Here is a 26,026-nt window from a genome sequence, read left to right as displayed (position 1 = left end):
ACCTGTCTAAAAAATTCACGCTAATTATAACCTGTTTTAGGGGGTAATACTGTTATTTTGTACAGGCATATAACGTAAAAGCCGATATCCGCTGTAATAAAAAGTTTCTCGCAGTAAGAAGCGGGTTTTCGCCCACCAGGATTTATAGCGGGTGGATCGCGTGGGTGATGAGCGGCTATCGATACCATTATCCTGAGCGATAGTTTTCAGACGCAGCATATGCAGCGGATCGCTGACCAGTAACGCTGTGCGCCATTGTTGTTGCCGCTGTATCTGTTTTGCGTAACGAATATTTTCGCGCGTCACGGTAGAGCGCTCTTCAATAAAAATCGCCTTAGCCGGAATGCCTTTTTCCAGAACGTATTGACGAGCTATCGCCGCGTCGGAAACCGTTGCGCCAGCGCCGTAGCCGCCGGTTAATACCAACGCGCGGACAATGTGTTGTTGGTAAAGCCAGATGGCATGATCCAGTCTGGCCTGAAAAACGGGAGAAGGCGTTTTTCCGCTAACGCCTGCTCCTGCGACAATCGCGCAGTCAGCTACGCGCGTCTGGTCTTGCTGACTGAACTGATAAATAGCGATAGCGTTATTGATAAACACCGTGGCCATAATGAGAATTATGCCTGCCGCGATTCTGGTGATGTAGCGATATTTCATGAATGAGTTCGTTCCCCGTGACGGGTGTAATGAATATTTTAACGATAAAAGAACTTTTAGCGTCAGATATTTTTGCTGACGTGTATTTATCAATATAATGATGTCGGTGTAGACAGCTGATATAATTATCCTATAACTGCTAATTTTGAATCATGTTTATTTACAATTTTTATCCATAGGTTGGCTGTTTTGTGTCAAGTCTGTTTCCATACATTAAGTATTTTTCAGAATAGTGCTTGCTCGAATTTGTTACTTATTTCTCGGATTAACAAAAAAGCGATATTTTTTGTTTGTTTTAATTAATGAAAAGTGTAAGAATTTTATTTGAAACATCCGCACCGTCAGGTAGAAATATAATATTCCAATTGGCCGCTATGGTTAAATAAAAATGGATTACAGTGCGAATTCGTCGGGAACTCTCTGCATAATTTAATTTTTATTTTAGAATATAATTTTATTTTGACTTTCAGGTGCGGGTGTTTTTATCAAAATGTGTGGTATTCGGGAATTATCTTTTATGAATGTGAATATGCAGGCGTGTCCGGTAGGGAACGCACGTTATCTTTTCGTCAATACTCAACGCGCTAACCCTTCCATAAAAACCGTGAGTCGATTTTTTGAGTATAAAACATGGACAGATCAGATTTGGCGTACCGAAATTATTGAAAACGGCAATGCTTTTTTTCACTGGCAAGGGCACGACAGAAAAAACGGACATCTGGATACCATTATTAACTATCTGTTAAATGGGCAACGCTGGCAGTCAACAATCGAAGATTATATTTTCTTCCATGCGCTGGAAGGAAAAGTGTTGCAGGGACATTATGATAATATTATTGAATATGTGAGTTCTGATAATTACGTCTATCAAAGCGCATTTGCTGAATATATCACCGACCAGACTCATCAACGCGCCCCCAATGGGACGCGTTTTTAGAGGCATTACTGCCCGTAATAGGCTTTTGCGCCGTGTTTGCGTAGATAGTGTTTATCCAGCAGGGATTGCTGCATGTCGGGCAACTGCGGCGCAAGCTGGCGGCAGAAGATCCCCATATAGGCCACTTCTTCCAGCACGATGGCGTTATGCACTGCATCCTCGGCATTTTTACCCCAGGCAAACGGGCCGTGCGAATGGACAAGCACGCCGGGCATTTGAGCGGCGTCAATACCTTGTTTTTCAAAGGTTTCAACAATGACATTGCCCGTTTCCCATTCATACTCGCCATTAATTTCCGCTTCGGTCATTTTGCGAGTGCAGGGAATCGTACCGTAGAAATAGTCGGCATGGGTGGTTCCCGTCGCCGGAATCGGCTGACCCGCCTGCGCCCAGATAGTCGCGTGGCGCGAATGGGTGTGTACGATGCCGCCGATAGTCGGAAATGCCTGATATAACAAACGGTGGGTTGGCGTATCGGACGACGGTTTCTTATGACCTTCAACGACTTCACCAGTCTCCAGGCTGACCACCACCATATCGTCAGCGGTCATGACGCTATAATCGACGCCGGACGGCTTAATCACCAGTACGCCGCGTTCGCGATCGACGGCGCTGACGTTACCCCAGGTGAGGGTGACCAGGTTGTGTTTTGGCAGCGCCAGATTGGCTTCCAGTACCTGGCGTTTGAGATCTTCTAACATTGTTTTCTCCCTGCCGGATGGCGCTTCGCTTATCCGGCCTACGAGCGACGGTGTGCCGGATGGCGACACAAATGCCTTATTCGGCCTACAGGACCGTAGGCCCGGTAAACGCAGTGCCACCGGGCATTCAGACTTCACTTTTAGCGTTTTAAACCGTAATACACCTCGTTCCAGCGCAGCGCGTCCTTAAAGGCCGGCAGACGGGTATCGTTATCAATTACCGCGATTTCGATATCGTGTATTTCTGCGAACTGGCGCATATCGTTCAGATCCAGCGCGTGGCTGAAGACGGTATGGTGCGCGCCGCCAGCCAGAATCCACGCTTCGGAGGCGGTCGGCAGATCCGGCTGCGCCTTCCACAGCGCGTTAGCCACCGGCAGTTTCGGCAGGGAGTGCGGCGTTTTTACGGTGTCAATGCAGTTGACCAGCAGGCGATAACGATCGCCGAGGTCGATCAGGCTGGCGACGATCGCCGGGCCGGTTTGGGTATTGAAAATCAAACGCGCCGGATCTTCCTTACCGCCAATGCCGAGGTGCTGGACGTCGAGGATCGGTTTCTCTTCCACCGCGATGGAGGGACACACCTCCAGCATGTGCGAGCCGAGCACCAGATCGTTGCCTTTCTCGAAGTGGTAGGTGTAATCCTCCATAAATGAGGTGCCGCCCTGCAGACCGGTTGACATCACTTTCATAATGCGAAGCAGAGCGGCGGTTTTCCAGTCGCCTTCGCCCGCAAAGCCGTAGCCCTGTTGCATAAGACGCTGTACGGCCAGACCCGGGAGTTGTTTCAGACCGTGTAAATCTTCAAAGGTAGTAGTGAATGCGTGGAAGCCGCCCTGTTCCAGGAAACGCTTCATACCGAGTTCAATACGCGCCGCTTCCCGCACGTTCTGGCGTTTATCGCCGTGGATCCGGGTGGCGGGCGTCAGGGTATAGCTGCTTTCATACTCGTCAATCAGAGCGTTGATATCGCCGTCGCTGATGGAGTTCACCACCTGCACCAGATCGCCGACCGCCCAGGTATTGACCGAAAAGCCAAATTTGATTTGCGCGGCCACTTTATCACCGTCAGTCACTGCGACTTCACGCATATTGTCGCCGAAGCGGCAGACTTTTAGCTGGCGGGTATCCTGTTTAGAGACCGCCTGGCGCATCCAGGCGCCGATACGCGTATGGGCCTCTTTATCCTGCCAGTGGCCAGTGACGACCGCGTGCTGCTGACGCATCCGCGCGCCGATAAAACCGAACTCGCGGCCGCCGTGCGCAGTCTGGTTCAGGTTCATAAAGTCCATATCGATGCTGTCCCACGGCAGGGCGGCGTTAAATTGGGTATGGAATTGCAGTAGTGGTTTGTTAAGGATACTCAGCCCGTTGATCCACATTTTGGCCGGGGAGAAGGTGTGCAGCCAGACCACCAGTCCTGCGCAGCGATCGTCATAATTGGCGTCACGACAAATGGCGGTAATCTCATCCGGCGAGGTGCCCAGCGGTTTTAATACCAGTTTACATGGCAGTTTGGCTTCGGTATTCAGCGCGTTGACCACATGCTCGGCATGTTGAGTGACCTGACGCAGGGTTTCTGCGCCATACAAATGCTGGCTGCCAATCACAAACCATACTTCATAATTATCAAAAATCGTCATTGTCGTGTCCTTAATGAGTCAGGATTGCCTGATTGGCCGGGGTCGTTGGCGCCGGCGCGGCAGTCGGAAGATAATGTTGTTCTGCGCTTAGCGCCCACTGCTGGTAGCGGCGGTAAAGCTGTTCGAGGCGTTGCGCCTGTTCAGGGCGGGGACGCAGAGTGCGTTCTACCGCGCTTGCCATGCTTTGCTGGGCGGCAGGAATATCGGCATGGACTTTCGCAGCGACGGCGGCAAAGATAGCGGCGCCTAATGCGCAACACTGGTCGGAAGCGACGATCTGCAACGGACGATTCAGTACGTCGCAGCAGACCTGCATAATGACCTGATTTTTACGGGCGATGCCGCCAAGCGCCATCACGTTATTGACCGCGATACCCTGATCGGTAAAACACTCCTGAATGGCGCGCGCGCCGAAGGCGGTCGAGGCGACCAGACCACCAAACAGCGCTGGCGCGTCGGTGGCGAGATTGAGATCGGTAATGACGCCTTTCAGACGCTGATTAGCGTTTGGCGTGCGGCGACCGTTAAACCAGTCGAGCACCACCGGCAGGTGATCCAGGGACGGATTTTTCGCCCAGGCGTCGGTGAGCGCTGGCAGTAGCTGCTTCTGGCTGGCGTTAATCTGGGTTTTCAGTTCCGGGTGCTGCGCGGCAAGTTGCTCCAGCGGCCAGTTCAACACGCGGCTAAACCAGGCGTAGATGTCGCCGAAAGCGGACTGGCCCGCTTCCAGACCGATAAAGTTCGGCACCACGCTGCCATCAACCTGACCGCAAATGCCTTTCACGGCGCGATCCCCGACGCTCTGTTTATCCGCAATCAGAATGTCGCAGGTAGACGTGCCGATGACTTTTACCAGCGTATTGGGCTGCGCGCCCGCGCCGACCGTGCCCATGTGACAGTCGAACGCGCCGCCGGAAATCACTACGCTTTCCGGCAAGCCGAGGCGCTGCGCCCATTCGGCGCACAGGGTGCCCACGGGCAGATCGGCGGTGAAGGTTTCGCTAAATAACGGGTAGCGCAGATGACGGTTAATGCACGGATCGAGTTCATCAAAGAAGCTCGCGGGTGGCAGGCCGCCCCAGCTTTCATGCCACAGCGTTTTGTGCCCGGCGCTGCAGCGGCCACGGCGGATATCCTGCGGGCGAGTGGTGCCGGAAAGCAGCGCCGGCACCCAGTCACACAGCTCAATCCACGAGACGGCGGCCTGCGCGACGGCGCTATCCTGACGGGTGACGTGCAGAATCTTCGCCCAGAACCATTCGCTGGAGTAAATGCCGCCAATATAGCGGGAGTAGTCGACCTTACCTGGCTTATGGCACAGACGAGTGATTTCGTCGGCCTCTTCCACCGCGGTGTGATCTTTCCACAGCACAAACATCGCATTCGGGTTCTCGGCGAACTCCGGACGCAGCGCCAGGACGTTACCGTCGGCGTCAATCGGCGCTGGCGTAGAACCGGTGCTGTCAACGCCAATGCCAACGACATTTGCGCGTTGCGCGGAGCTTAATTGTGCCAGAACGGCTTTCAGCGCGGCCTCCATTGACTCCATGTAGTCGCGCGGATGATGACGGAACTGGTTGTTCGGGCCGTCGCAATAACGGCCTTCTTGCCAGCGCGGATACCACTCTACGCTGGTGGCGATCTCGTCGCCGGTGGCGCAGTCCACTGCCAGAGCGCGCACTGAATCACTGCCAAAATCGAGGCCAATTGCAATTGCCATCGTCTTACTCCATCCAGAAAAACAGGTATGGAGAAACAGTAGAGAGTCGCGGCAAAAACCGTCAGGCAGGATTCGCTAATCTTATGGACAAAAATGCTAATGCTTTGCAAAGTGTGACGCTGTGCAAATATTCAATGTGGACATTCCAGCCATAGTTATAGACACTTCTGTTACTTAATTTTATCGCCTGAACTGTACGCTTTTGTTACAAAGCGCTTTTCACAAGCGGGGTTGATACGTGCTTTCATCAAGCGCAAAGTCTTGCGGAGACGTAAGCACTGTCGTCCTGGTCAATATGGACAATTTGTTTCTTCTCTGAACATCGGGGGGTAGATAAATCATGGCTGAAACGCAAAATGATCCGCTATTGCCGGGATATTCATTTAATGCCCATCTGGTCGCCGGGCTGACGCCGATTGAAGCGAATGGATATCTGGATTTTTTTATCGATCGTCCGTTGGGCATGAAGGGATATATTCTTAACCTGACCATCCGCGGAGAAGGCGTCATTAATAATAATGGCGAGCAGTTTGTCTGTCGGCCTGGCGATATATTATTGTTTCCGCCGGGCGAGATTCATCACTATGGACGGCATCCGGACGCCAGCGAGTGGTATCACCAGTGGGTTTATTTCCGGCCTCGCGCCTACTGGCAGGAGTGGCTGACCTGGCCGACAATCTTTGCCCAGACAGGATTTTTCCGCCCGGACGAGGCGCGCCAGCCGCATTTCAGCGAACTGTTCGGGCAGATCATCAGCGCCGGGCAAGGGGAAGGCCGCTATTCTGAGCTACTGGCGATCAATCTGCTGGAGCAGTTGTTGCTCAGACGTATGGCGGTAATTAATGAGTCGTTGCATCCGCCGATGGATAGCCGTGTGCGCGATGCCTGCCAGTATATCAGCGACCATCTGGCGGACAGCCATTTTGATATCGCCAGCGTCGCCCAGCATGTCTGCCTGTCGCCCTCCCGGTTATCGCATCTGTTTCGCCAGCAGTTAGGCATTAGCGTATTGAGTTGGCGCGAAGATCAGCGTATCAGCCAGGCGAAACTCCTGCTTAGCACCACGCGAATGCCGATAGCGACCGTTGGGCGCAATGTTGGATTTGACGATCAGCTCTATTTTTCGCGGGTATTTAAAAAATGCACCGGGGCAAGTCCTAGCGAGTTCAGGGCCGGATGTGAATAAAAAGTGAATGATGTGTCCACAAAGATGTCATAAGCCGTAACTATTCGGATAATTGACGGCTTGACGAAGGGGGACGGGGTAAGCAGAATCCCTGCTTCATCACGCTGACGGACACACTATGCAAGCACTGCTGGAACACTTTATCACCCAATCCACTCTGTATTCGCTTATCGCCGTGTTGCTGGTCGCCTTCCTGGAATCGCTGGCGCTGGTGGGGTTGATTTTACCCGGCACGGTACTGATGGCGGGGCTGGGCGCGCTTATCGGCAGCGGCGAGCTCAATTTTTGGCATGCCTGGCTGGTGGGTATTATCGGCTGTCTGATGGGCGACTGGATTTCGTTCTGGCTGGGGTGGCGCTTTAAAAAGCCGCTACACCGCTGGTCTTTTATGAAAAAGAACAAGTCGCTGCTGGATAAAACCGAACATGCGCTGCATCAGCACAGTATGTTCACGATCCTGGTCGGACGTTTTGTCGGTCCGACGAGGCCGCTGGTGCCGATGGTGGCAGGGATGCTGGATCTTCCCGTGGCGAAATTTATTGGGCCGAACTTGATTGGCTGTTTGCTGTGGCCGCCGTTTTATTTCCTGCCGGGCATTCTGGCGGGAGCGGCAATCGATATTCCTTCCGATATGCAGAGCGGAGATTTCAAATGGCTGCTGCTGGCGACGGCGTTGCTGCTGTGGGTCGGAGGCTGGCTATGCTGGCGGCTGTGGCGCAGCGGCAAAGCGGCAGTCGATCGTTTAACCGCGTATCTCCCCCGCAGCCGTTTGCTGTATCTGGCGCCGTTGACGCTCGGGATCGGCGTGGTCGCGCTGGTGGTGCTGGTTCGCCACCCGCTGATGCCGGTATATATCGATATTCTGCGCAAAGTTGTGGGTTACTAACGATTCCTTTGCCGGATGGCGGCTTCGCCTTATCCGGCCTACAAAATATGGGATTTGATGCCCAATAGCGCTGAGGCGCTGGCTTGACCGCTTAGTAGCTCGTCTGTTTTGCCTTGCCACGCGATACGCCCGTCGGCGACGACGATTGACCGGGGCGCAATTCGCGCCGCATCTTCCACGCTGTGCGAGACCATCAACAGCGTGAGCTGTCGCTCGCGGCAGATATCGCTGACCAACGTCAGCATCTCCTGACGCAGTGCGGGATCGAGCGCGGAGAACGGTTCATCCAGCAGCAGTACTGGCTGTTCACGTACCAGGCAGCGCGCCAGCGCTACCCGCTGACGCTGGCCGCCGGACAGTTCGCCCGGCAAACGCGCCATCAGACTCTCAATGCCCATCTGACGTGCGATAGCGTCCCGTTTTTCCCGCTGGCTGGCGTTGAGCGTTAACCCGGGGTTTAGCCCCAGACCGATATTTTGCTGTACATTCAGGTGGCTGAATAAATTATTCTCCTGAAACAGCATTGAGACCGGACGGCGTGAGGGCGGCGTAAGCGTATGATCGTCGCCGGCAATCAGTAGCGTACCGCTGGCAGGTGCAAGAAAACCGGCAATTAAATTCAACAACGTGCTTTTTCCCGCGCCGCTGGGGCCAAGAATCGCCACCTGCTCGCCGCGTTCTACCGCCAGCGTAAAACGCATCGGCAAATGATGGTAAAGCCAGGTGATATCAATCAGTTTTAGCATGTCGGCCCGGTAGTTTCTCTATGAGGGTAAATAACGTAAAGCAGAGCAGCAGCAGTATCAGCGCGGTCACCGCGCCGTCCTGGCTGCGGTAGGAGCCGATCTGCTGATACAGATAAAACGGCAGCGTGCGGAAATTGTCATTGCCGAAAAGCGCGACGACGCCAAAATCACCGATAGAAAGTACGCAGGCAAACGCCAGCGCCTGCGCCAGCGGACGTTTCAGCGCCCGCAGTTCCACGACCTTTAACCGCGACCAGCCTTCAATTCCTAATGACTGGCACAGCATTCCATAACGGGCGGTAATATCGCGCATTGGGTTTTCCAGGACTTTTAGCGCGTAGGGGATTGCCATCAGCGCATTGGTGAAAATCACGATGCCGTCGGCGGATTCCGGTAAGCCAACGCTGCTATTGAGCAGTAAAAAGAAGCCTGTCGCCAGCACGATCCCCGGCATCGCGAGGATCAACATCCCGCTGAGTTCCAGCGTTTGTCCGGCGAATAGTTGCTGGCGTTGGCGTAGCTCGCGGCTACTCCACAGCAGCATCATGGTCAGCACCACACACAGAACGCCCGCCGCCAGCGCAATGCGTAGCGATGTCCAGACAGCCTGCCACAGAATGGGTTGCGCCAGCACCTCCGGCAGGCTGCGGTTGACGCCATCGACCACCACGGCGACCAGCGGCGGAAGCAGCAGCAGCAGCGCCAGCACGATTAATAAGGCGTCCGTCAGACGGCTGTGGAGACGATCGTCAGGATCGCGCCAACCCTGCGTCAGCGTCATCCCCGGCGCAATCGCTTTGCTCAGCCGTTGGCTTAGCAGTACCAGCGCCAGGCAGCAGACCATCTGGATTAATGCCAGCATCGCCGCGCGGGCGGGATCGTAGTCATAACTGAGCGCCTGAAAGATAGCCAGTTCGATAGTGGTGGCCTGCGGGCCGCCGCCGAGCGACAGGACCGTTGCGAAACTGGCGAAGCAGAGCATAAAAATCAGCGCCGCGACGGGCGGAATTTGGCGGCGCAGCCACGGCCATTCGACAAAACGAAAAAAATGCCAGCCGCGCATACCGAGCTGGGCGGCGAGCTGGCGCTGCTCGCCGGGAATGCTTTCCAAAGATTGCAGCAACAAACGGCTCGCCATTGGCAGGTTAAAAAAGACGTGCGCCAGTAAAATGCCCTGCAAGCCGTAGGGGGAGAATGTCCACTGAAGCCCCAGCATCTGCCACAGCGAGGCCAGCCAGCCCTGACGGCCATACACGCTAAGAATGCCGAACACGGCAACCAGTACCGGCAGAATCAGCGTCATGGCGCACAGACGCAGCAGCGCCAGACGTCCAGGAAAACGGCGTCGATAAAGCGCGCGGGCGAGAAAAACCGCCGGGACCACAGACAGCACTGCGGACAGAAACGCCTGCCAGAATGAGAAGCGCACCACATGCCACAGATAGCTATCCCGCCAGATTGTCGACCACGCGCCCGCCGGCGCGTTCAGCCAAAGCGCCAGAAAGGCCGCCAGCGCGACGGTTATCATCAGCGCGGCGGCGCACAGCCCCGGAATCAGCCAGCCGGGAATTAACGGCTGACGGCGCGTTGCCATTCGCTAATCCATGCCTGGCGTTGTGCTGCCACTTGTTGCGGCGTGAATTCCAGCGTTGTGGCGGGTTTTGCCAATGATTCAAACCCTGCGGGTAAGGCGACGTCCGCTACCGGGTACATCCAGTTGCCGGTGGGTATGGCGTTCTGAAACGCCGGAGAAACCATAAATTTGAGGAATTTCTCCGCCAGTTCCGGCTGCTTACTGGCGACGGTACGCGCCGCGACTTCTACCTGTAAGTAATGGCCTTCGCTGAAGTTCGCGGCGGCGTAATTGTCCTTCTTCTCTTCAATAATGTGATACGCCGGAGAGGTGGTGTAACTGAGCACCAAATCGCTTTCACCTTTCAGAAATAAACCGTAGGCCTCGCTCCAGCCTTTCGTCACCGTCACCGTTTTGGCCGTCAGTTTTTGCCAGGCCTGCGGCGCGTTATCGCCATAGACTTTGCGCATCCACAGTAACAGCCCCAGCCCTGGCGTACTGGTACGCGGGTCCTGATAAATCACCCGCCATTTTTGATCGCTCTCGACCAGTTCTTTCAGGCTTTTCGGCGGATTTTTCAGTTTGCTTTTATCGTAGACAAAGGCGAAATAGCCGTAATCGAACGGCACAAATGTGTCGTTTTTCCAGCCGCCGGGCACCTTGACCGCCTCATTCGCCACGCCGCTTTTGGCAAAGAGCTTAGTTTGCGTGGCCGCTTCCAGCAGATTGTTGTCCAGCCCCAACACCACATCGGCTTTGCTGTTCTTCCCCTCCATCCGCAGGCGGTTGAGCAGCGAAACGCCATCCTCCAGCGCCACCAGTTTCAGCTCGCAGTTGCAATCGGCTTCAAACGCTTTTTTCACCGCCGGGCCTGGCCCCCAGTCGGCGGCGAACGAGTCGTAGGTATAGACGGTGAGAACGGGTTTGGCGAAAGCAGGCGCCGCGCACAGGAGTAAAAGCGGAAGATATTTTTTTAACACTTTGCACCTCAGTTAAAGAGTGGCAAAGGACTTGAGAGGTAGCCTCAAATCCCTTCGCCGGCATTATCCGGATCAGGTTCGACGGGTATTTTCTCAGCGCGCGCATGAGCGCGGCACCCCGTTGAGTTCGGCGTTAGTGTAGTGATTTTGTTGCCGGGCAGCAATTAAGAGCTGGCTTTTAAGGGTCCGGCGGCGCAAACCACGCCGATTTAAAATCAAACCAGCCGAGGGTATTCATGCGCAGCCCGCGCATACTGCGCTGTCCCTGGATAATCAGCCAGTGGTGGATCAGCGGCACAATCGCTTTGTTGGCCAGCAGTTGCTGGCACCAGTTCGCCAGGTTCATCTTGCCAGCGCGCCACTGCGCGGCGTCGTCCTGCCAGTCGCGCGGAATGCAGTTCTGCAAGAGCGGCACTTCGCACAGGTGCGCGAACAGCGAGAAATCCAGCGGCAGCGTAAAGTTAGCGCTATTGAGCCAGATATCGCTTTCGATCTCGCCGGCGTGCCATTGATCGTAGTCGATCTCCTGAATATGCAAATGCACCTGATGTTCAGCCAGAAGCGCGCTCATGATACGGGCGATAACCCGGTGCTCAATGTGTTCGCGATAGAAGGTCAGCGTGAGGGTTTCCAGACCGGCGGGTTTTTCGCCCGGGCCTGGACGGGCGTGATGCCAGCGCGGTAAAAGCCCATAGGCCGGGAACCAGAGCTGCTGTAGCGGTTCATCGGCATGATAGAGTAAATTGGTGGGGGAGAGGACGTGGCTTACCCATTCTCTGACCTGCGGATGCGCGCCGCGCGGCGTTCTGGCGTCGAATAGCAGGTAATAGCACCCCTCTTCCAGTCGGCTTTCTATCGCTTTTTCACCGCCTTGTATCGGCCCTTCCAGCATCAATCCGCAGGCCGGTTCTTCACTGATATCCGGCAGTACCCAGACGTTCACTTCGTCTATCAACGCCCGATAGCCGAAGTAGTCATCAAAGGCGAGTATCTTGAGCTGGTTCGGCGTATTACGCCGCACGGCATAAGGCCCGGTGCCGATTGGGTGGCTGGCGAAATTAGCCAGCGTTTCCCACTCCCGCGGCAAAATCATCGCCGGGACCTGGCCCAGCAGCCACGGCAACCAGCGATCCGGCTGGGAAAGATGAATATCCAGCGTCCACGCGGTAGGGGAATCTATTTTTGTGATGTGCGAGTAAAGCGGAAGCGTATTGATACGCGTCAGCGAGGCGATGACATCTTCCATCTCCAGCTCGCGGCCATGATGAAAATGAATGCCGGGGCGCAGGTAGAAGCGCCACAGTAAAGGGGAAATTTGCTGCCAGTGGTGCGCAATGTCCGCTTCCAGTTCCCCGTTTTCCTCATTTACCCGCGTGAGCGAACTGAAAATTTGCCGGGCAATATGAGTTTCCGAGCGACGTAATGCGGTTCCCGGCAGGAGATTGTGCATCGGACGATAGTAAAGAACCCGCAGAATATGCCGCCCCTGGCGGAAGCTGCGTCCCAGATGGGAAATCAGCATTTGCCTGACAGCGCTTTTATCGCCGACCAGTTGTACCAGTTGATCGATTCGATCTTGTTCCAGCAGGTCTTCCGCCCGCTGCTGTTGCAGCGCCAGTCCGGTATACAGGAACGTCAGACGCGAACGCTTTCCGCGTCCAACTTCGGCTTCCCATGTTAGCCAACCGCGCGCCTGCATCGTATTTAGCAGCGTACGCATATGGCGACGCGAACAGTTCAGCAGATCCGCCAGCTCATTAAGCGTGGTGTCTTGCGTTTTACCGTCACAACATTGCCAGAGACGGATAAATTGTTGTTGCAGGCGACCTGAGGGCATAAAAGGGGAACTCCGATGAAAAACTCAGCAATTTTATTATCCCTATATTAGGCCAATAATATCTTTCGATGAAGCAAGAGGAAGAGGTCACTATGCACCAGTTCTGGTTGAGATATTTTGCCGCGACGGAAAAAACGTCCTGGCTGGCTTGCCTGAGCGCGCCGCAGCGCTTAAAAATGCTCGCGGAACTGATGCAGTGGGAGGCGACCGATTGAAGCCAATTGCAGACATCATGTGTGACTGAGTATTGGTGTAGGCGATAGCCTAAAATCACCCGCCAGCAGATAATACCTGCTGGCTTTTTTTATTTCGGCTGTTTCTGTGGTCACGCAGGTGGTGACCGGGCGAGTAAAAATCGTATAAAAAATGCCGGAATATCCCCGGCATGAGCGACTGATGAGTAACCCGGAGCTTGATGGCGCTACGCTTATCAGGCCTACAGAATATAATGGCAACCGGGTGATATTGCATAACCTGTAGGCCCGGTAAGGCGTGAAGGGTTACCGCATAAATGCCGGTTGTTTATTTTCGTAGGCGGCAATCGCGTCTTCGTGCTGTAGCGTCAGCCCAATGCTGTCCAGACCGTTCAACATGCAGTGGCGGCGGAAGTCGTCGATTTTAAAGCTGTAGGTCTTATCGCCTGCTTTCACCACCTGTGCTTCCAGATCCACTTCAAATTTAATGCCCGGATTGGCTTTCACCAGGGCAAACAGCTCATCGACCTGTGCGTCGCTCAGGGTTACCGGCAGCAGTTGATTATTGAAACTGTTGCCGTAGAAGATGTCGGCGAAGCTTGGCGCGATCACCACTTTAAAGCCGTAATCGGTCAACGCCCACGGCGCGTGCTCGCGTGACGAGCCGCAGCCAAAGTTTTCCCGCGCCAGCAGTATCGACGCGCCTTGATATTCCGGAAAGTTCAACACGAATTCCGGATTTGGCTGTTGGCCCTTTTCGTCCAGGAAACGCCAGTCGTTAAACAGATGGGCGCCAAAACCGGTGCGCGTAACCTTTTGCAAAAACTGTTTAGGGATAATTGCATCGGTATCGACGTTGGCGGCATCCAGTGGGACAACCAGGCCGGTATGCTGGGTAAATTTCTCTGCCATGGTAGTTTCCTTATTTGATGCTGCGAATGTCGGCGAAGTGGCCGGTAACGGCGGCAGCGGCGGCCATCGCCGGGCTGACTAAATGCGTGCGACCCCCGCGGCCCTGACGGCCTTCAAAGTTACGGTTGCTGGTGGATGCGCAGCGCTCGCCCGGGTTCAGGCGGTCATTATTCATGGCCAGGCACATGGAACAGCCCGGTAAGCGCCATTCAAATCCTGCTTCGATAAAGATCTTGTCCAGACCTTCCGCTTCCGCCTGCGCTTTCACCGGACCTGAACCCGGCACCACCAGCGCCTGCACGCCAGGCGCGACTTTGCGCCCTTTGGCGACTTCCGCCGCCGCGCGCAAATCTTCAATACGCGAATTGGTACAAGAGCCGATAAAGACTTTATCAATAGCAACGTCCGTTAACGGTACGCCCGGCTGTAAGCCCATATAAGCCAGCGCTTTTTCGGCGCTGGCGCGCTCAACCGGATCGCTAAAAGAGGCGGGATCGGGGATGATGTCGGTGACGGAAATCACCTGGCCCGGATTCGTGCCCCAGGTCACCTGCGGCGCGATCTCTTCTGCTCGCAGGGTGACGACAGTATCAAAGGTCGCGCCGTCATCGGTTTTCAGCGTTTTCCAGTACTCGACGGCTTCGTCAAAATCGCGGCCCTTCGGCGCGTGCAAACGCCCTTTTACGTAGTTAAAAGTGGTTTCATCCGGGGCGACCAGACCGGCTTTGGCGCCCATCTCAATCGCCATATTGCACAGCGTCATGCGGCCTTCCATACTCAGCGCGCGGATAGCGTCGCCGCAAAATTCAACCACGTGCCCGGTGCCGCCGGCGCTGCCGGTTTTACCGATGATCGCCAGCACGATGTCTTTGGCGGTAATGCCCGGTGCGGCGTTGCCCGTGACTTCAATCTTCATGGTTTTAGCGCGCCCCTGTTTCAGAGTTTGCGTCGCCAGTACATGTTCTACCTCAGAAGTGCCGATGCCGAAGGCCAGCGCGCCAAACGCGCCGTGGGTGGCGGTGTGGGAGTCGCCGCAGACGATGGTCATGCCCGGCAGGGTGACGCCCTGTTCCGGCCCCATCACATGGACGATGCCCTGATATGGGTGATTCAGGTCATACAGCTCGACGCCGAACTCGTTACAGTTCTTAATCAGCTCCTGCATCTGGATACGCGCCATTTCACCGGAGGCATTAATGTCTTTAGTCTGCGTCGAGACGTTGTGATCCATCGTGGCGAAGGTTTTCCCTGGCTGACGTACCGGACGATGGTGCGCGCGCAGACCGTCAAACGCCTGCGGAGAGGTGACTTCATGCACCAGGTGGCGGTCGATGTACAGCAGCGGCGTTTCGTTTGGCGCCTCAAAGACCACGTGGGCATCAAATAATTTTTCGTATAACGTTTTGGCCATGATTACACCCCTTCTGCGACATAGCGGGCGATAATATCGCCCATCTCATCGGTACTGACTGCGGCAGCGCCCCTGGCTAAATCGCCGGTGCGAACGCCCTCTTCTAATGCGCGATTGATCGCCTGTTCAATGGCCGTTGCCGCATCGTTGGCATCCAGGCTGTAGCGCAGCAGCAGCGCCAGCGACAGGATCTGCGCAATTGGATTGGCGATATTTTTCCCGGCGATATCCGGCGCGGAGCCGCCAGCCGGTTCATACAGGCCAAACCCTTGCTCGTTCAGGCTGGCGGAGGGCAACATCCCCATTGAGCCGGTGATCATGGCGCATTCGTCGGACAGAATGTCGCCGAACAGGTTAGAGCACAGCAGTACGTCAAACTGCGACGGGTCTTTAATCAACTGCATGGTGGCGTTATCGATATACATGTGCGCGAGTTCCACATCGGGATACGTTTTCGCGACATCATTGACGATCTCACGCCACAGGATAGAGCTTTGCAGTACGTTGGCTTTATCAATAGAGGTGACTTTACGGCGGCGTTTACGCGCCGATTCAAAGGCGATACGGGCAATGCGCTCGATCTCAAAGCGGTGATAAACTTCGGTATCAAAGGCTTTTTCGTACTGACCGCTGCCTTCACGGCCTTTTGGCTGTCCGAAATAGATCCCGCCGGTCAGCTCGCGCACGCACAGGATATCGAAACCGTTAGCGGCGATATCGGCGCGCAACGGGCAAAATGCTTCCAGTCCCTGATACAGTTTCGCCGGACGCAGATTACTGAATAATTTGAAATGTTTGCGCAGCGGCAGCAGGGCGCCGCGCTCCGGCTGGCTTTCCGGGGGCAAATTTTCCCATTTCGGGCCGCCGACGGAGCCAAACAGAATGGCATCCGCCTGCTCGCACCCTTCAACGGTGGCTTTCGGCAGTGGATGACCATGATTGTCGATAGCAATACCGCCGACGTCATAGTGGCTGGTGGTGATACGCATATCAAAACGGCTGCGTACCGCATCCATAACTTTCAGGGCTTGCGCCATGACTTCCGGGCCGATACCGTCGCCCGGCAGTACGGCAATATGATAGTTCTTCGACATTACACGGTTTCCTTGTTGTTCTCTTTATTTTGAGCTTTGCGTTGCAATTCTTTTTCAACTTCGGCTGCGCGCCAGATATTGTTCAGTACGTGCACCATCGCTTTGGCGGAGGATTCGACGATATCCGTCGCCAGCCCGACGCCGTGGAAGCGGCGACCATGATGGTTCACGACGATATCGACCTGACCCAGCGCGTCTTTGCCCTGGCCTTTGGCGTTCAGGTCGTATTTAACCAACTCAACGTCGTAGCCAGTGATGCGGTTAATCGCCTGATAGATGGCGTCGACCGGGCCGTTGCCGTTCGCCGCCTCGGCCTTGATCTCTTCACCACAGGCCAGCTTCACGGAAGCAGTGGCGATATCGCTGGAGCCGGACTGCACGCTGAAGTAATCCAGACGGAAATGCTCTGGTTCTTCTTGCTGTTTATTAATAAACGCCAGCGCTTCCAGGTCATAGTCGAACACCTGGCCTTTTTTGTCCGCCAGCTTCAGGAACGCGTCGTACAGGTGGTCCATGTTGTAGTCTGTGTCCTTGTAACCCATCTCTTCCATGCGATGTTTCACGGCGGCACGGCCAGAGCGGGAGGTCAGGTTCAGCTGTATCTGGTTCAGACCGATGGACTCTGGCGTCATGATTTCATAGTTTTCGCGGTTCTTGAGGACGCCATCCTGGTGGATGCCGGAAGAGTGGGCGAAAGCGCCGCTGCCGACAATCGCTTTGTTGGCCGGGATCGGCATGTTACAGATCTGGCTGACGGTCTGGCTGGTGCGCCAGATTTCGTGGTGATTGATATTGGTGTGTACGTTCATGATGTCTTTGCGCACTTTAATCGCCATGATCACTTCTTCCAGTGCGCAGTTACCGGCACGTTCTCCGATACCGTTCATCGCGCCTTCAACCTGACGCGCGCCCGCATGTACTGCCGCCAGCGAGTTGCCTACTGCTATCCCTAAATCGTCGTGGGTATGAACGGAGATGATAGCTTTGTCGATATTGGGGACACGTTCATACAGGCCGGAAATGATTCCCGCGAACTCAAACGGCATGGTATAGCCCACGGTATCGGGAATATTAATGGTTCTCGCGCCGGCGTTTATAGCGGCTTCCACCACGCGCGCCAGATCGTCAACAGGCGTCCGGCCAGCATCTTCGCAGGAGAACTCCACGTCATCAGTGTAATTACGCGCCCGCTTAACCATGTATACCGCGCGTTCGATGACCTCATCCAGCGTGCTGCGCAGCTTGGTGGCGATGTGCATTGGCGAGGTGGCGATAAAAGTATGGATGCGAAACGCGTCGGCGACCTTCAGCGCCTGTGCCGCGACGTCGATGTCTTTTTCTACACAACGCGCCAGGGCGCAAACGCGGCTGTTTTTAATGGTGCGGGCGATGGTTTGGACAGATTCAAAATCACCCGGAGAAGAGACCGGGAAGCCTACTTCCATGACATCAACGCCCATGCGCTCAAGGGCCAGGGCAATCTGCAGCTTCTCTTTCGCGCTCAGGCTGGCCTGTAACGCTTGTTCGCCGTCGCGTAAGGTCGTATCAAAAATAATGACTTGCTGGCTCATGATGTGGTCCTTGTCTCCAGGGGCGCCTTGCGTCAGGCATAAAAAAACCCGCGCAACGGCGCGGGTTTTGTTTGACTTCGAGCTGACTTAATGTTGAATGCCGCCCACCGGTCTACCGCGCACAATAAATGCGTTGAGTAGTAGTAGCCCAGTGAAACGAACGATATGTGACATTAATTCAGCTCCAGCGAATGCGATATGCTTTTAGTGGTACTGGATATGCCGTTTAATGTCAACTCTGATTTCTGTCGCCATTGCATTTTGTTGACCATATCCGGATACGTACTTTAGCTAATTGTGCTGGGCTGCGCGTCCAATAAAGGATAAAAGAACGAGTGGACATTCATACTTTTCATTGTTTGAAATATTTAGGCATTTTTGTTTGCAAATTGGTTAGGGGAATGGCCTGTTAAAGGTATGCTAAAGGTTTGGTTTATCTTTTTGATTTATTTTATATTTTAACAAATAACCTTGTTTACTTAATGGATAAGGATAAAGTTATTGATAAATTAATGTTAACTTTTTAGCTATTAATAATATAAACATTTAATTGAAACTTAAATGATCATTCACTTGGTGTATGATTGTGTATTCGCCATAGTTATGGTTATATTGCTTGCGTAATTTAAACATTATGAATCGCAATGGTGTGACTCAGGACACATTACGCTTGCGCTGGCATTCTATTTGTCTCTGTCAGCGTCTTTATGTTTTCCGAATTTTAACGCTTTCCCTTTTTCTTATTTTATATGCATGGTAAATCATATTTTCAGGAATTATTTCTGCCTTCAGCCAGAAAAAGGGAGTTAAGCGTGACAGTGGAGTTAAATATGCCAGAGGTCAAAACCGAAAAGCCGCATCTTTTAGATATGGGCAAACCACAGCTTCGCATGGTTGATTTGAACCTATTGACCGTGTTCGATGCGGTAATGCAAGAGCAGAATATTACGCGCGCCGCCCACACGCTGGGAATGTCGCAGCCTGCGGTTAGTAACGCCGTAGCGCGTCTGAAGGTTATGTTTAATGACGAACTTTTTGTTCGATATGGACGAGGAATTCAGCCGACTGCCCGTGCATTTCAGTTATTTGGTTCAGTCCGTCAGGCATTGCAATTGGTGCAAAATGAATTGCCGGGATCGGGGTTTGAGCCGACCAGCAGCGAACGTGTATTCAATCTTTGCGTGTGCAGTCCGCTGGATAATATCCTGACGTCACAGATTTATAATCGTGTAGAAAAAATTGCGCCAAATATTCATGTCGTTTTTAAAGCGTCGTTGAATCAGAATACTGAGCATCAGTTACGCTATCAGGAAACCGAGTTCGTTATTAGTTATGAAGAATTCCGTCGCCCTGAGTTTACCAGCGTACCGCTATTTAAAGATGAAATGGTTTTAGTCGCCAGCCGTAAACACCCGCGTATTAGCGGCCCGCTACTGGAAGGCGATGTTTATAATGAACAACATGCGGTTGTTTCTCTCGATCGTTATGCGTCATTTAGTCAGCCGTGGTATGACACGCCGGATAAACAGTCGAGCGTGGCTTATCAGGGCATGGCGCTTATCAGCGTTCTGAACGTGGTTTCGCAGACGCATTTGGTCGCTATTGCCCCGCGCTGGCTGGCGGAAGAGTTTGCGGAGTCGCTGGAGCTGCAAATATTGCCGTTACCTTTAAAACTGAATAGCCGGACATGCTACCTTTCCTGGCATGAAGCGGCTGGGCGTGATAAAGGGCACCAATGGATGGAAGATTTATTAGTTTCTGTTTGTAAGCGATAAAACCGGGCAGAATAAATCAGAAACAAATTCTGGTTTATTCTGCTTTTTAGCGTATATAAAAAATTTTATGCTGAATTAACGGTGAGCGATTCTTTTCGTCGCTGTGAAAAATAGATGAATTGCTGTAAGTCTGCATTTATAAGCGATTATTTATTACCTGGTGTGATTCAGACGGAGTATTTCTCCATTTCTTCTCTTCTTGCCTCCTGATTATTCTAACCTTCCCCATCTTTACGTCATTCCACCCAATTGCCAGGCGTGATAGCGAGCGGTTAAGGTGTCCGTCAAACCGTGATGACAGGTATAAAGTGGAGGCAAGCCGTGGAGATGTTGTCTGGAGCCGAGATGGTCGTCCGATCGCTTATCGATCAAGGCGTAAAGCAGGTGTTCGGCTATCCTGGAGGCGCAGTGCTTGATATTTATGATGCGCTACATACCGTTGGAGGGATCGATCATGTGCTGGTGCGTCATGAGCAGGCCGCGGTGCATATGGCGGATGGCCTGGCGCGAGCCACTGGCGACGTTGGCGTGGTGCTGGTGACTTCCGGACCGGGAGCGACCAATGCGATTACCGGGATTGCTACGGCCTATATGGATTCCATTCCGCTGGTGATTCTTTCCGGCCAGGTCGCCACCTCATTGATTGGCTATGATGCCTTTCAGGAGTGCGACATGGTGGGGATTTCCCGACCGGTGGTCAAACATAGCTTCCTGGTCAAACAGACGGAAGATATTCCCCAGGTGCTTAAAAAGGCCTTCTGGCTGGCGGCAAGCGGACGTCCTGGGCCGGTGGTCGTGGATTTGCCAAAAGATATTTTGAATCCGGCGAAAAAAATGCCGTATGCCTGGCCGGAAACGGTCAGTATGCGCTCTTACAATCCCACAACATCAGGTCATAAAGGACAAATTAAGCGTGCCTTGCAAACGCTGGCGTCGGCAAAAAAGCCGGTGGTCTATGTTGGGGGAGGGGCGATAAGCGCGGCCTGCTATACGCCGCTGCGCCACATCATTGAAACCTTTAACCTGCCGGTGGTCTCTTCATTAATGGGACTGGGCGCGTTTCCTGCTACTCATCGCCAGTCGTTAGGAATGCTGGGAATGCATGGCACTTATGAAGCCAATATGACCATGCATAACGCCGACGTGATTTTCGCTGTTGGCGTACGATTTGACGACCGCACGACGAATAATCTCGCTAAATATTGTCCGAACGCGACGGTATTACACATCGACATTGACCCGACGTCCATATCCAAAACGGTTAACGCTGATATCCCGGTGGTGGGCGATGCCCGCCTGGTACTGGAACAAATGCTGGAGCTACTGGCGCAGGATGCGCCGTCTCAGCCGCAGGATGATATTCGTGACTGGTGGCAGCAGATAGAGATCTGGCGCGCCCGTCAGTGCCTGAAATATGACGCGGAAAGCGAAAGCATTAAACCCCAGGCGGTGATTGAAACCCTCTGGCGTCTGACGAAGGGCGACGCTTACGTGACGTCCGATGTAGGACAACACCAGATGTTTGCCGCCCTCTACTACCCGTTCGATAAACCACGTCGCTGGATTAATTCCGGCGGGCTCGGCACGATGGGTTTTGGCCTACCGGCTGCGCTGGGCGTTAAAATGGCCCTGCCGAAAGAAATGGTGGTCTGCGTGACCGGCGATGGCAGTATACAGATGAACATTCAGGAGCTATCGACAGCCTTACAGTATGAACTGCCGGTACTGGTTCTGAATCTGAACAACCGTTATCTGGGGATGGTGAAACAGTGGCAGGATATGATCTATTCCGGTCGCCATTCTCAGTCTTATATGCAGTCGTTACCGGATTTTGTGCGCCTGGCGGAAGCATATGGCCATGTTGGGCTGCAGATTAACCGTCCGGATGAGCTGGAAAGTAAACTCAGCGAAGCCCTTGAGCATGTGCGTAATAACCGACTGGTGTTCGTCGATGTCACCGTTGATGGCAGCGAGCATGTCTATCCGATGCAGATTCGCGGGGGCGGGATGGACGAAATGTGGTTAAGCAAAACGGAGAGGACCTGATGATGCGCCGGATTTTATCGGTATTACTGGAAAACGAATCTGGGGCGTTATCGCGGGTTATCGGCCTCTTTTCGCAACGCGGATATAATATTGAAAGCCTGACCGTCGCGCCGACGGACGATCCGACGTTGTCGCGCATGACTATCCAGACGGTAGGCGATGAAAAAGTGCTTGAGCAAATTGAAAAGCAACTGCACAAGCTGGTTGATGTGCTGCGCGTCAGCGAGCTGGGACAGGGAGCGCACGTTGAGCGGGAAATCATGCTGGTGAAAATCCAGGCCAGCGGCTACGGACGGGAAGAGGTGAAGCGTAATACGGAAATTTTCCGTGGTCAGATTATTGACGTTACGCCAACGCTGTATACCGTTCAACTGGCGGGTACCAGCGATAAACTGGATGCTTTTCTGGCCTCGCTGCGCGACGTGGCGAAAATTGTTGAAGTGGCGCGTTCAGGCGTCGTCGGGCTTTCGCGCGGCGATAAGATTATGCTGAGCAGATTTGCCGGATGACGACGCGCGTGCGTTTTATCCGGTCTACAGGCTGATATCTGGCCCAGGTCCGATAAGCGTAACGCCATCAGGCAGGTTTGCCGGATATCAGCCAACAGGAATTATCGCCCAACCCAATATCACCGGTTGGGCTTTTTTTTGCGAAATCCGTGGTAACCCGGAATAAAAGCGGTTGCCGGAGTGATCAAACTGCGCTTAGATGTTAACGATTTTAACCCATGCCGACATAAAGGTTATGGTTTGTACAATTTACACAAGGGGCAATTGTGAAACTGGATGAAATCGCTCGGCTGGCCGGTGTCTCGCGCACAACTGCAAGCTACGTTATAAACGGTAAAGCAAAGCAATACCGCGTGAGCGACAAAACCGTAGAAAAAGTCATGGCGGTAGTGCGTGAGCACAATTACCATCCTAACGCTGTGGCTGCCGGGCTGCGTGCTGGACGCACACGTTCCATTGGTCTGGTGATCCCGGACCTTGAAAACACGAGCTACACCCGTATCGCAAATTATCTTGAGCGCCAGGCACGCCAGCGTGGCTACCAACTGCTGATCGCCTGTTCTGAAGATCAGCCGGATAACGAAATGCGCTGCATTGAGCACCTTTTGCAACGCCAGGTGGATGCAATCATTGTTTCAACTTCGTTACCGCCGGAGCATCCCTTCTATCAGCGCTGGGCCAACGATCCGTTCCCCATCGTCGCGCTCGACCGCGCGCTGGATCGCGAACATTTCACCAGCGTGGTCGGCGCCGATCAGGATGATGCCGAGATGTTGGCGGAAGAGCTGCGTAAATTCCCGGCGGAAACGGTGCTTTATTTGGGCGCGCTGCCGGAGTTGTCCGTCAGTTTCCTGCGCGAGCAGGGGTTCCGCACCGCATGGAAAGACGATCCGCGGGAGGTGAATTTCTTATATGCCAACAGCTATGAGCGCGAAGCCGCCGCGCAGCTGTTTGAGAAATGGCTGGAAACGCATCCTATGCCGCAGGCGCTCTTTACGACATCGTTCGCGCTATTACAGGGCGTGATGGACGTTACGCTGCGGCGCGATGGAAAACTGCCCTCGGATTTGGCGATTGCGACCTTCGGCGATCATGAGCTGCTGGATTTTCTGCAATGCCCGGTACTGGCGGTGGCGCAGCGTCATCGTGATGTCGCGGAACGCGTGCTGGAGATTGTGCTGGCAAGTCTTGATGAACCGCGTAAACCGAAACCTGGCTTAACGCGTATTCGGCGAAACCTGTATCGTCGCGGCATTCTGAGCCGTAGCTAAAGGACCGGCGGTAAAAGACTCTCTCTTCTGCCGCCGTCAAACAAATGCGTATCAGTAAAAATATCCCTTAAATAATTAAGATTATTCCTTAAAATTATCCGAAAATTCTTTTTTATTACCTTTCTTTTGTCCGAAATCGTCCATATTCCACTAATTAAGACGTAACGAGTCTTTTCCTTTGTCTTGTTTTGTTACAAGCAGGCAAGAAATCGTCGAATTAACAGCCACTTTTTGTCTTTGGCGCGACAGTCGCTCGTAGGCGCTGGTATAGCAGGCGCTGCACACGTTAAACAGGCACTGTTAACACGGTGCAATATGTCCTAAAATGCCGCTCGCGTCGCAAACTGACACTTTATATTTTTCTCGGATTATATTGAGTCCGTTTTAAACGGCGGTGGGTCTTTGGTTTTTTTCTTACAAATATTCATAACGTTAATTTGGCTTGCGCGCTGGACGGAAATTAATCAACGCAGATATTCGCCGTAAACATTGGCTTTTTTACTTCGGTAAGCGTTGTGACTTGCTTGACAAGCTTTTCCTCCGCTCCGTAAACTCCTTCGAGTGGGAATTTGTGGGATAAAGTGGTAAGAAGGGGTGAGACTGGCATGTTCCGGGGGGCAACGTTAGTCAATCTCGACAGTAAAGGGCGCCTGACCGTGCCGACCCGTTATCGGGAGCAACTGATCGAGAGCGCTACCGGTCAAATGGTATGTACCATTGACATCCATCACCCATGCCTGCTGCTTTACCCCCTGCCTGAATGGGAAATTATTGAGCAAAAGTTATCTCGTCTGTCGAGCATGAACCCGGTAGAACGTCGCGTACAGCGTTTACTGTTGGGCCATGCCAGCGAATGTCAGATGGATGGTGCAGGTCGATTACTGATCGCGCCAGTTCTGCGGCAACATGCCGGACTGACGAAAGAAGTGATGCTGGTTGGACAGTTCAACAAATTTGAGCTGTGGGATGAAACGACCTGGTATCAACAGGTCAAGGAAGATATCGACGCTGAACAGTCAGCTACCGAAACGTTATCGGAGCGGCTGCAGGACTTGTCTCTATAAGATGATGGAAAATTTTAAACACACTACGGTACTGTTGGATGAAGCCGTTAATGGGCTGAATATTCGTCCGGATGGTATCTATATTGATGGCACATTTGGTCGCGGCGGCCACTCGCGCCTGATCCTCTCGCAACTGGGCGAAGAGGGGCGCTTGCTGGCGATCGATCGCGATCCGCAGGCGATCGCTGTTGCGCAGACCATTAATGATCCTCGCTTCTCCATCATTCATGGACCTTTTTCCGCGTTGGCTGATTATGTAGCCGAGCGCGAGCTTACCGGCAAGATTGACGGGATCCTTCTCGATCTTGGCGTCTCTTCTCCGCAGCTTGACGATGCGGAGCGCGGTTTTTCATTCATGCGCGACGGTCCGCTGGATATGCGAATGGACCCCACGCGCGGCCAGTCTGCCGCCGAGTGGTTACAAACGGCGGAGGAGGCGGATATCGCCTGGGTGCTGAAAACATTCGGCGAGGAGCGTTTTGCCAAACGTATTGCTCGCGCCATTGTTGAGCGCAATCGCGAACAGCCGATGACCCGCACCAAAGAGCTGGCGGAAGTGGTTGCGGCGGCGACCCCGGTAAAAGACAAATTCAAACATCCCGCGACCCGTACCTTCCAGGCGGTGCGCATCTGGGTAAACAGTGAACTGGAGGAGATAGAGCAGGCGCTAAAAAGCTCGCTCAGCGTACTGGCCCCAGGCGGGCGGCTTTCAATCATCAGTTTCCACTCGCTGGAAGACCGTATTGTGAAACGCTTTATGCGTGAGCAAAGCCGCGGTCCGCAGGTACCGGCTGGATTACCGATGACGGAAGCGCAGCTCAAAAAACTGGGCGGTCGTGAGTTACGAGCGTTAGGCAAGTTGATGCCGGGTGAAAAAGAGGTAGCTGAAAATCCTCGGGCCCGTAGTTCAGTTCTGCGTATCGCAGAGAGGACGAACGCATGATCAGCAGAGTGACAGAAGCCCTAAGCAAAGTGAAGGGATCGATAGGAAGCAACGAGCGCCATGCCTTGCCTGGCGTGATCGGTGACGATCTTTTGCGGTTCGGGAAGCTGCCACTCTGCTTGTTCATTTGCATCATTTTAACGGCGGTGACGGTGGTCACGACGGCGCACCATACTCGTTTACTCACCGCGCAGCGTGAACAACTGGTTCTGGAGCGCGATGCATTGGACATTGAATGGCGCAACCTGATCCTTGAAGAAAATGCGCTCGGCGATCACAGCCGGGTGGAGCGGATCGCAACGGAAAAGCTGCAAATGCAGCATGTTGATCCGTCCCAAGAAAATATCGTAGTGCAAAAATAAGGATAAAC

24 protein-coding genes and 1 riboswitch are annotated in these 26,026 nt (G+C 53.6%); of the genes, 11 read left to right on the top strand and 13 right to left on the bottom strand.

From position 1 onward, the window contains the following. Positions 1 to 36: 36 nt before the first annotated feature. The gene (locus J4614_RS07160) at positions 37 to 657 is read right to left on the bottom strand and encodes a YdcF family protein (protein ID WP_001628131.1); all 621 of its coding nucleotides are present in this window, start codon (positions 655 to 657) and stop codon (positions 37 to 39) included. A 517-nt stretch (positions 658 to 1,174) separates the two neighbouring features. Here J4614_RS07160 and J4614_RS07150 point away from each other — a divergent pair. After that, positions 1,175 to 1,594 (top strand): DUF4751 family protein, encoded by a 420-nt coding sequence (locus tag J4614_RS07150; RefSeq protein WP_015406122.1) that lies wholly within the window; start codon positions 1,175 to 1,177, stop codon positions 1,592 to 1,594. 5 nt (positions 1,595 to 1,599) lie between these two features. On the opposite strand, the gene araD is transcribed toward J4614_RS07150, so the two are convergent. The 3 genes from araD to araB all read right to left on the bottom strand — a co-directional run bounded on the left by araD (position 1,600) and on the right by araB (position 5,658). Continuing rightward, entirely contained in the window at positions 1,600 to 2,295 is a 696-nt protein-coding gene (araD, locus tag J4614_RS07145; RefSeq protein ID WP_000888685.1) for an L-ribulose-5-phosphate 4-epimerase, read from the bottom strand. Positions 2,296 to 2,435: 140 nt separating this feature from the next. Then, complete coding sequence (gene araA, locus J4614_RS07140) at positions 2,436 to 3,938, bottom strand: L-arabinose isomerase (RefSeq protein ID WP_023212446.1); 1,503 nt, start codon at positions 3,936 to 3,938, stop codon at positions 2,436 to 2,438. Between the two features lie 10 nt (positions 3,939 to 3,948). Next, positions 3,949 to 5,658, bottom strand: a complete 1,710-nt coding sequence (araB, locus tag J4614_RS07135; protein ID WP_208293115.1) for a ribulokinase — start codon at positions 5,656 to 5,658, stop codon at positions 3,949 to 3,951. A 340-nt stretch (positions 5,659 to 5,998) separates the two neighbouring features. On the opposite strand from araB, the gene araC reads away from it, so the two are divergent. Beyond that, positions 5,999 to 6,844 (top strand): arabinose operon transcriptional regulator AraC, encoded by an 846-nt coding sequence (gene araC / locus J4614_RS07130; protein WP_000852387.1) that lies wholly within the window; start codon positions 5,999 to 6,001, stop codon positions 6,842 to 6,844. A gap of 118 nt (positions 6,845 to 6,962) precedes the next feature. Further along, on the top strand, positions 6,963 to 7,730 hold the full coding sequence (locus J4614_RS07125) for a DedA family protein (protein ID WP_001148371.1): 768 nt from the start codon (positions 6,963 to 6,965) through the stop codon (positions 7,728 to 7,730). 38 nt (positions 7,731 to 7,768) lie between these two features. Here the strand turns inward: J4614_RS07125 and thiQ are convergent, their stop codons facing one another. From thiQ to sgrR, 4 genes are all read right to left on the bottom strand, one after another. After that, positions 7,769 to 8,476 (bottom strand): thiamine ABC transporter ATP-binding protein ThiQ, encoded by a 708-nt coding sequence (gene thiQ / locus J4614_RS07120; RefSeq protein ID WP_023220757.1) that lies wholly within the window; start codon positions 8,474 to 8,476, stop codon positions 7,769 to 7,771. Then, entirely contained in the window at positions 8,460 to 10,070 is a 1,611-nt protein-coding gene (gene thiP / locus J4614_RS07115; protein WP_023214742.1) for a thiamine/thiamine pyrophosphate ABC transporter permease ThiP, read from the bottom strand. Before thiP ends, thiQ begins: the two co-directional genes overlap by 17 nt. Next, positions 10,046 to 11,029 (bottom strand): thiamine ABC transporter substrate binding subunit, encoded by a 984-nt coding sequence (gene thiB, locus J4614_RS07110; protein ID WP_000915330.1) that lies wholly within the window; start codon positions 11,027 to 11,029, stop codon positions 10,046 to 10,048. The genes thiP and thiB overlap by 25 nt, the downstream gene beginning before the upstream one ends. A gap of 31 nt (positions 11,030 to 11,060) precedes the next feature. After that, positions 11,061 to 11,160: riboswitch (TPP riboswitch) on the bottom strand. A gap of 47 nt (positions 11,161 to 11,207) precedes the next feature. Further along, the gene (sgrR, locus tag J4614_RS07105; protein ID WP_001139030.1) at positions 11,208 to 12,866 is read right to left on the bottom strand and encodes an HTH-type transcriptional regulator SgrR; all 1,659 of its coding nucleotides are present in this window, start codon (positions 12,864 to 12,866) and stop codon (positions 11,208 to 11,210) included. 92 nt (positions 12,867 to 12,958) lie between these two features. Between sgrR and sgrT the strand changes: the two genes are divergently transcribed. Then, positions 12,959 to 13,081, top strand: a complete 123-nt coding sequence (gene sgrT, locus J4614_RS07100; protein WP_000553886.1) for a glucose uptake inhibitor SgrT — start codon at positions 12,959 to 12,961, stop codon at positions 13,079 to 13,081. A gap of 285 nt (positions 13,082 to 13,366) precedes the next feature. Here the strand turns inward: sgrT and leuD are convergent, their stop codons facing one another. From leuD to leuL, 5 genes are all read right to left on the bottom strand, one after another. Further along, the gene (gene leuD, locus J4614_RS07095; RefSeq protein ID WP_000818267.1) at positions 13,367 to 13,972 is read right to left on the bottom strand and encodes a 3-isopropylmalate dehydratase small subunit; all 606 of its coding nucleotides are present in this window, start codon (positions 13,970 to 13,972) and stop codon (positions 13,367 to 13,369) included. A gap of 10 nt (positions 13,973 to 13,982) precedes the next feature. Next, the gene (gene leuC, locus J4614_RS07090) at positions 13,983 to 15,383 is read right to left on the bottom strand and encodes a 3-isopropylmalate dehydratase large subunit (RefSeq protein ID WP_001140632.1); all 1,401 of its coding nucleotides are present in this window, start codon (positions 15,381 to 15,383) and stop codon (positions 13,983 to 13,985) included. A 2-nt stretch (positions 15,384 to 15,385) separates the two neighbouring features. Continuing rightward, entirely contained in the window at positions 15,386 to 16,477 is a 1,092-nt protein-coding gene (gene leuB / locus J4614_RS07085; RefSeq protein ID WP_000042325.1) for a 3-isopropylmalate dehydrogenase, read from the bottom strand. Further along, a complete protein-coding gene (leuA, locus tag J4614_RS07080) occupies positions 16,477 to 18,048 on the bottom strand; it encodes a 2-isopropylmalate synthase (protein ID WP_000082819.1) in 1,572 nt (523 codons plus the stop codon). The genes leuB and leuA overlap by 1 nt, the downstream gene beginning before the upstream one ends. Positions 18,049 to 18,135: 87 nt before the next feature. Then, entirely contained in the window at positions 18,136 to 18,222 is an 87-nt protein-coding gene (leuL, locus tag J4614_RS07075) for a leu operon leader peptide (RefSeq protein ID WP_001575587.1), read from the bottom strand. Positions 18,223 to 18,878: 656 nt separating this feature from the next. Here leuL and leuO point away from each other — a divergent pair. The 7 genes from leuO (at position 18,879) to ftsL (ending at position 26,018) form a co-directional block, all read left to right on the top strand. Next, on the top strand, positions 18,879 to 19,823 hold the full coding sequence (gene leuO / locus J4614_RS07070) for a transcriptional regulator LeuO (protein ID WP_001115421.1): 945 nt from the start codon (positions 18,879 to 18,881) through the stop codon (positions 19,821 to 19,823). Between the two features lie 321 nt (positions 19,824 to 20,144). After that, positions 20,145 to 21,869, top strand: coding sequence for an acetolactate synthase 3 large subunit (gene ilvI, locus J4614_RS07065; RefSeq protein ID WP_039513871.1), 1,725 nt, complete (start codon positions 20,145 to 20,147; stop codon positions 21,867 to 21,869). Between the two features lie 2 nt (positions 21,870 to 21,871). After that, positions 21,872 to 22,378, top strand: a complete 507-nt coding sequence (ilvN, locus tag J4614_RS07060) for an acetolactate synthase small subunit (protein ID WP_024132263.1) — start codon at positions 21,872 to 21,874, stop codon at positions 22,376 to 22,378. A gap of 266 nt (positions 22,379 to 22,644) precedes the next feature. Beyond that, positions 22,645 to 23,649 carry a catabolite repressor/activator gene (cra, locus tag J4614_RS07055; protein WP_000762406.1) on the top strand — a complete coding sequence of 335 codons (1,005 nt, stop codon included), beginning with the start codon at positions 22,645 to 22,647 and terminating at the stop codon, positions 23,647 to 23,649. 605 nt (positions 23,650 to 24,254) lie between these two features. Further along, positions 24,255 to 24,713, top strand: coding sequence for a division/cell wall cluster transcriptional repressor MraZ (mraZ, locus tag J4614_RS07050; RefSeq protein ID WP_000488294.1), 459 nt, complete (start codon positions 24,255 to 24,257; stop codon positions 24,711 to 24,713). 1 nt (position 24,714) lies between these two features. After that, complete coding sequence (gene rsmH / locus J4614_RS07045) at positions 24,715 to 25,656, top strand: 16S rRNA (cytosine(1402)-N(4))-methyltransferase RsmH (protein ID WP_000970444.1); 942 nt, start codon at positions 24,715 to 24,717, stop codon at positions 25,654 to 25,656. After that, complete coding sequence (gene ftsL / locus J4614_RS07040; RefSeq protein WP_000625651.1) at positions 25,653 to 26,018, top strand: cell division protein FtsL; 366 nt, start codon at positions 25,653 to 25,655, stop codon at positions 26,016 to 26,018. Before rsmH ends, ftsL begins: the two co-directional genes overlap by 4 nt. Positions 26,019 to 26,026 lie beyond the last annotated feature (8 nt).

This window comes from Salmonella sp. 32031103-2018-00083-FB-01-SM-01, assembly GCF_017571995.1.
In the GTDB taxonomy this organism is placed as follows: domain Bacteria; phylum Pseudomonadota; class Gammaproteobacteria; order Enterobacterales; family Enterobacteriaceae; genus Salmonella; species Salmonella enterica.
The sequence above is the reverse complement of the archived record's forward strand: the minus strand, read 5'-3'. Positions and strand labels throughout refer to the sequence as shown.

What these genes read in the sequence shown, in the direction of transcription:
- thiP (WP_023214742.1), bottom strand. Translation starts at nt 10,070, where the DNA reads ATGGCAACGCGCCGTCAGCCGTTAATTCCCGGCTGGCTGATTCCGGGG.
- J4614_RS07150 (WP_015406122.1), top strand. Translation starts at nt 1,175, where the DNA reads ATGAATGTGAATATGCAGGCGTGTCCGGTAGGGAACGCACGTTATCTT.
- araD (WP_000888685.1), bottom strand. Translation starts at nt 2,295, where the DNA reads ATGTTAGAAGATCTCAAACGCCAGGTACTGGAAGCCAATCTGGCGCTG.
- araC (WP_000852387.1), top strand. Translation starts at nt 5,999, where the DNA reads ATGGCTGAAACGCAAAATGATCCGCTATTGCCGGGATATTCATTTAAT.
- sgrR (WP_001139030.1), bottom strand. Translation starts at nt 12,866, where the DNA reads ATGCCCTCAGGTCGCCTGCAACAACAATTTATCCGTCTCTGGCAATGT.
- araB (WP_208293115.1), bottom strand. Translation starts at nt 5,658, where the DNA reads ATGGCAATTGCAATTGGCCTCGATTTTGGCAGTGATTCAGTGCGCGCT.
- sgrT (WP_000553886.1), top strand. Translation starts at nt 12,959, where the DNA reads ATGCACCAGTTCTGGTTGAGATATTTTGCCGCGACGGAAAAAACGTCC.
- ilvN (WP_024132263.1), top strand. Translation starts at nt 21,872, where the DNA reads ATGCGCCGGATTTTATCGGTATTACTGGAAAACGAATCTGGGGCGTTA.
- leuB (WP_000042325.1), bottom strand. Translation starts at nt 16,477, where the DNA reads ATGTCGAAGAACTATCATATTGCCGTACTGCCGGGCGACGGTATCGGC.
- J4614_RS07125 (WP_001148371.1), top strand. Translation starts at nt 6,963, where the DNA reads ATGCAAGCACTGCTGGAACACTTTATCACCCAATCCACTCTGTATTCG.
- rsmH (WP_000970444.1), top strand. Translation starts at nt 24,715, where the DNA reads ATGATGGAAAATTTTAAACACACTACGGTACTGTTGGATGAAGCCGTT.
- leuD (WP_000818267.1), bottom strand. Translation starts at nt 13,972, where the DNA reads ATGGCAGAGAAATTTACCCAGCATACCGGCCTGGTTGTCCCACTGGAT.
- thiQ (WP_023220757.1), bottom strand. Translation starts at nt 8,476, where the DNA reads ATGCTAAAACTGATTGATATCACCTGGCTTTACCATCATTTGCCGATG.
- J4614_RS07160 (WP_001628131.1), bottom strand. Translation starts at nt 657, where the DNA reads ATGAAATATCGCTACATCACCAGAATCGCGGCAGGCATAATTCTCATT.
- ftsL (WP_000625651.1), top strand. Translation starts at nt 25,653, where the DNA reads ATGATCAGCAGAGTGACAGAAGCCCTAAGCAAAGTGAAGGGATCGATA.
- mraZ (WP_000488294.1), top strand. Translation starts at nt 24,255, where the DNA reads ATGTTCCGGGGGGCAACGTTAGTCAATCTCGACAGTAAAGGGCGCCTG.
- leuL (WP_001575587.1), bottom strand. Translation starts at nt 18,222, where the DNA reads ATGTCACATATCGTTCGTTTCACTGGGCTACTACTACTCAACGCATTT.
- araA (WP_023212446.1), bottom strand. Translation starts at nt 3,938, where the DNA reads ATGACGATTTTTGATAATTATGAAGTATGGTTTGTGATTGGCAGCCAG.
- leuC (WP_001140632.1), bottom strand. Translation starts at nt 15,383, where the DNA reads ATGGCCAAAACGTTATACGAAAAATTATTTGATGCCCACGTGGTCTTT.
- leuA (WP_000082819.1), bottom strand. Translation starts at nt 18,048, where the DNA reads ATGAGCCAGCAAGTCATTATTTTTGATACGACCTTACGCGACGGCGAA.
- leuO (WP_001115421.1), top strand. Translation starts at nt 18,879, where the DNA reads ATGCCAGAGGTCAAAACCGAAAAGCCGCATCTTTTAGATATGGGCAAA.